This is a genomic window from Methanobrevibacter sp. (assembly GCF_045116495.1).
In the GTDB taxonomy this organism is placed as follows: domain Archaea; phylum Methanobacteriota; class Methanobacteria; order Methanobacteriales; family Methanobacteriaceae; genus Methanocatella.
In genome coordinates this window covers 1-4,191 of sequence record NZ_JBGULU010000174.1, presented here as the reverse complement: position 1 = coordinate 4,191, position 4,191 = coordinate 1, and the positions used below count along the sequence as shown (strand labels likewise).

At 33.9% G+C, this 4,191-nt stretch carries 6 protein-coding genes and 1 pseudogene; 1 reads left to right on the top strand and 6 read right to left on the bottom strand.

Going from position 1 to position 4,191, the window contains the following annotated elements:
- Positions 1 to 200, bottom strand: a pseudogene (locus tag ACJMLH_RS09455) (hypothetical protein); the annotation flags it as partial.
- 68 nt (positions 201 to 268) lie between these two features.
- Here ACJMLH_RS09455 and ACJMLH_RS09450 point away from each other — a divergent pair.
- Complete coding sequence (locus ACJMLH_RS09450; protein ID WP_405277049.1) at positions 269 to 868, top strand: YigZ family protein; 600 nt, start codon at positions 269 to 271, stop codon at positions 866 to 868.
- Positions 869 to 879: 11 nt separating this feature from the next.
- On the opposite strand, the gene ACJMLH_RS09445 is transcribed toward ACJMLH_RS09450, so the two are convergent.
- From ACJMLH_RS09445 to ACJMLH_RS09425, 5 genes are all read right to left on the bottom strand, one after another.
- Entirely contained in the window at positions 880 to 990 is a 111-nt protein-coding gene (locus ACJMLH_RS09445) for a rubredoxin-like domain-containing protein (RefSeq protein ID WP_405277046.1), read from the bottom strand.
- 9 nt (positions 991 to 999) lie between these two features.
- Positions 1,000 to 1,119: a rubredoxin gene (locus ACJMLH_RS09440; RefSeq protein ID WP_405277044.1), complete on the bottom strand. Its 120-nt coding sequence runs from the start codon at positions 1,117 to 1,119 to the stop codon at positions 1,000 to 1,002.
- Between the two features lie 64 nt (positions 1,120 to 1,183).
- Entirely contained in the window at positions 1,184 to 1,342 is a 159-nt protein-coding gene (locus ACJMLH_RS09435; protein ID WP_405277042.1) for a rubredoxin, read from the bottom strand.
- A 20-nt stretch (positions 1,343 to 1,362) separates the two neighbouring features.
- Positions 1,363 to 1,938 (bottom strand): acyltransferase, encoded by a 576-nt coding sequence (locus ACJMLH_RS09430; RefSeq protein WP_405277051.1) that lies wholly within the window; start codon positions 1,936 to 1,938, stop codon positions 1,363 to 1,365.
- Positions 1,939 to 2,481: 543 nt separating this feature from the next.
- Positions 2,482 to 4,095 (bottom strand): hypothetical protein, encoded by a 1,614-nt coding sequence (locus tag ACJMLH_RS09425; RefSeq protein ID WP_405277040.1) that lies wholly within the window; start codon positions 4,093 to 4,095, stop codon positions 2,482 to 2,484.
- Positions 4,096 to 4,191: the final 96 nt, after the last annotated feature.

Below are 4,191 nucleotides of genomic sequence, written 5' to 3'. Positions count from 1 at the left end.
GAATCATCATAACCATATGATTGGTAATTGTCATTATCTTGATCAGTGAGTGCTGAAAGATTATCCAAAATACCAGTATTATTGGTTTCATTAGGTAAAATTGATATTGGTCCAGTCATAGCAGCAAAAACGCTAGCTAGACAGAAAGCAACACATGCCACAGTGAATATTACTAAAACAGTAGCTGAACGACTTGACAATTTTATCACCTTCTATAAATTTGCTAAAAATAATATATCTGATTAGATATATAAATATATTGATAAAAATGAAAACTATTAGAAACCCAGTTCAAAGCGAAATAAATGTAAAAAAATCCCAGTTCATTTGTTCTTTGTTTCCAACCAAAACAAAAGCTGAATCCAAACAAATCATTCAAAAACTAAATGAACAGTACTCAGATGCAACCCACAACTGTACAGCATACATTGCAAGTGACGGGGAAGGCTTTGACGATGACGGCGAACCTGGCGGAACTGCAGGCAAACCTATGATTAATGTCTTAAGGAAAAATGAGCTTCACAATGTAACTGCAGTCGTTACAAGGTATTTCGGGGGAATCAAGCTTGGTGCAGGAGGTCTTGTAAGGGCATATTCAAAATCAGTCATGGAAGCCATTGGACAGGCTGAAATTCTTGAAATTGAAGAATATGACGTTTACACAATAACATTTGAATATTCAGAAATCAAAACCGCTGACGGAGAGGTGAGAACCAACAATCTGGATGTTATTGACAAACAGTATTCAGATAAAGTCAGCTATGATATAGTATCCAAGGACAACAGAGATCTTTTAAAAATATTTGAAAAATACTCTGGAAAAATAGTGATTGATTTTAAAAATAAACAGTTTTTAGAAAAAAATTAAAATTGAAGAACCTATTGTTCTTCAAAGTTTGCTGCAGGCACACCGCAGACAGGACAAGTAAAATCTTCTGGTAATTCATCTTCTTCCAAGACGAATCCACATACTTTGCAAACGTAAGCCATTCCTGACACCTAGTCGACTTTTTCAAACATGTCAGCGGTTGCACCGCACATTGGACATTTAAAGTCATCTGGGAGTTCATCGAATTCTTCGGTTACATATCCGCAAAGTTTACATTTAAATTTTGCCATTTTTAACAATCTCCTTTAATTGTATGATAATAATAGTTTAATTGAATGTAATATATATAATTATTTAAATTTTTTCAAACATTGCCTTTGGCATTCTGCATTTTGGACATTTGAAAGAGGATGGCAAATCCTCAAATTTGGTTCCAGCAGGAATATTTAATCCTTCTTCGTAGTTATCTTCATCTATAACATATCCACAGATTTTACATTTATATTGAGCCATAGCATAATCCTCCTTAATATCTAGAACCTGTTTGGAACTTTTAAATGATCCGGAAGCGGTTTGATACGTGCTGGTGTTCCGATAGCTAAGTAGAATGGTGGAACTGAATGTATCACAATAGCTCCCGCAGCAACAATTGACCCTTCCCCGATTTCAACATTGGACAGGAAAGTTGTGTTACCACCAATTGAAGCTCCACGTCTTATTTTAGGTCCCTGAAGTTCATAATTGATTCTTACAGGATATTTGTCATTTGTAAAACAAGCACAAGGTCCGATAAATACGTTATCCTCAATTACAGAATTGGTTGGAATGTATACGTTGGATTGGATACTGACATCATTTCCAATAATCACATCCCCCTCAATGACAGTATTGGTTCCAATCAACACATCATCTCCGATATTGGTGTTTTCACGAATGACAACATTGTGTCCTGTTCTGAAATTGTCTCCAATAACCACATCATTATAAATAATTGAATTTGAACGTATAGTGTAGTTCTTACCAATTACAGGAGGTTTTGAGTTTGGAGCATATTCAACACCAAACTGGATATTCTGATCGGCAGGGAAATCCAATTCAGGTTTGGACAGGTCAGGTTTGACAGATTCTCTTTCAATTACTGGTCTTTCATAGATAATCTCATCAATCTCCTGAGAAGGTTGGCTGTATAAATTATCTTGTCTTTGATAGGCAGGTTCCTGACGGACAGGCCGTTGTGGCTGTTGTCTGTAGATATTATCTTGTTTTTGATAGGCAGGTTCCTGACGGACAGGCTGTTGTGGCGGTTGAGAGTATAATCTGTCTTCCCTCATTTGAACTGGACGAGGAGGTCTTTCTTCACGAACATAATAAGGATTTTCCATCCTTTGTTCATAAGGTTTTTCTTTATTTCTTGCTTGCCTATCATCAAGACTTTGTGAAAATCTAACCATATTATCAAACCTTCATTTAATTAAACATAATCTATTAATGATTTAAGTTATGTTTTTTATTAGTATATATAGTGAGCGGTTTATTTTTATGAATTAGATTCATCGAAAAGCACTGTTGATAATCCATTCACAACCATGAAATTTAGTCAAGATAAATAACATGCAGTTACATCAACAAACATCCCCTATTTTAAACATGATTCATTTAACCTTTAAAGATGCCTTTTTTAAAGCACTTGAATAATAGGAATCACCTGCAAACTTAACAGAATAATTATAAGTTTTTTTAGTTTTAAGATTTATTTTAAATGAAGCTATTCCTTTTGAGTTTGTTTTAACACTGTATGTTTTTTTGTTAATGGTCAACTTAAGTGTCTTTTTAGCAACCACATTTTTAAACTGACCTTTCAATACAACCTGCACAAGATTTTTACTGGCTTTTTTAATTGTTATTGTCGGTTTCTGTTTTTTAACAGTTATCTTAACCTTTTTAGAAGTTGCCTTATAAAATTCATCACCTTTAAATGAAATAGCCACAGCATATGTTTTCGGAGTTTTCAAGCTTATCTTAAATTTGACAATACCCTGATTATTTGTTTTGCCAGTGTAAGTTTTACCGTTTAAATTGATTTGAACTGTTTTTGAAGCTAATTTTGAACTTCCACTTTTTAGAACCACAGCTAATGATTTTCCATCATATAATGAATAAGTAACTAAATTTGAGCTTGTTAATGCAGTTGCTTTTTTAATAATATATGAATTGTTTGTAATTTCAACAGTAGAATTAAGCTTATAATTTGGCATTGCCTCTTTAAGTGCATCTCCATTGTTAGATGTGAAATTTATGGAATTTGTAAAGTATTCTATATTAACCCAACTTTTAGGTGCCCCATATGAATCACCATAATAAATCAATTCACTGCCGATGAAGTCCTGTTCTGATTTTAAGTTCAATCCCCAGTAATTGTTATCTGCATAATCAGGATTTCCCCAATAGGGATGCGTAGTGTTTAATATTGAGTATGTGAAACTTCCGTTATCCCCTTTCCAGTAAACAGCAGACCCGTATTTTTTGGCAATATATCCATTGAAAACTGATTTTGACAATTTTCCGTTTTTACCCATCCAGACTACAGCCCCTCCAAATTGACTGGCTTTTGATCTGTCGTTTATTGAATTGAATTGGCAGTTGGTTAGGATTCCATTGTTTCCGACAAGTGCAACATCTCCGCCTACATGATAAGCAACGTTATCGGTGAAAATACAGTTATCTATGTAACTGTAATCGCCGTCAAGTTCAAATGCCCCTCCACTGTATTCTGCGGAATTTTTTGAAAACTGACAGTTGACGATTGAGACTCCATTTCCGCTGCAATAAACAGCACCGCCATATCTTGCTGAGCTTGATGTGAAATTACAGTTGAGGATGTTCAAGTTATTTCCGTTAGCATTTATCGCACCCCCATAGGTAATGCCTGAGGTATCCTTAAAAACACCATTTACAATACCTAAATTGTTTAGAATGACATTATCCGCATGAATTTGAAATACCTGGGATTTTGAATTTGCATCAAGCTTAACATCATCTCCAGCGGATTTGATTGTAACCGGTTTATCAATTACAATAGGATTTCCGCTTCCGGAATATGTTCCTTCAAGCAATATAGTGTCATTTTCATTTGCATTGTCGATTGTTGTTTGAATCGCTTCAAATGTTTTGTCTTTGACAATGGTTTCATTATCTGTCGCTTGTACTGCTGAAAACGTTAAAAATAAAATAAGAATTATTGAAAGTATAGATAATATTTTCTTCATTTTACATCACATCATATAATCGATGTGTAAAAATATATAATTCAATAATAATAAATATTTTGAAAAGAATTTTTAACATGATAATGAACTGTCTTC

What these genes read in the sequence shown, in the direction of transcription:
- ACJMLH_RS09450 (WP_405277049.1), top strand. Translation starts at nt 269, where the DNA reads ATGAAAACTATTAGAAACCCAGTTCAAAGCGAAATAAATGTAAAAAAA.
- ACJMLH_RS09445 (WP_405277046.1), bottom strand. Translation starts at nt 990, where the DNA reads ATGGCTTACGTTTGCAAAGTATGTGGATTCGTCTTGGAAGAAGATGAA.
- ACJMLH_RS09440 (WP_405277044.1), bottom strand. Translation starts at nt 1,119, where the DNA reads ATGGCAAAATTTAAATGTAAACTTTGCGGATATGTAACCGAAGAATTC.
- ACJMLH_RS09435 (WP_405277042.1), bottom strand. Translation starts at nt 1,342, where the DNA reads ATGGCTCAATATAAATGTAAAATCTGTGGATATGTTATAGATGAAGAT.
- ACJMLH_RS09425 (WP_405277040.1), bottom strand. Translation starts at nt 4,095, where the DNA reads ATGAAGAAAATATTATCTATACTTTCAATAATTCTTATTTTATTTTTA.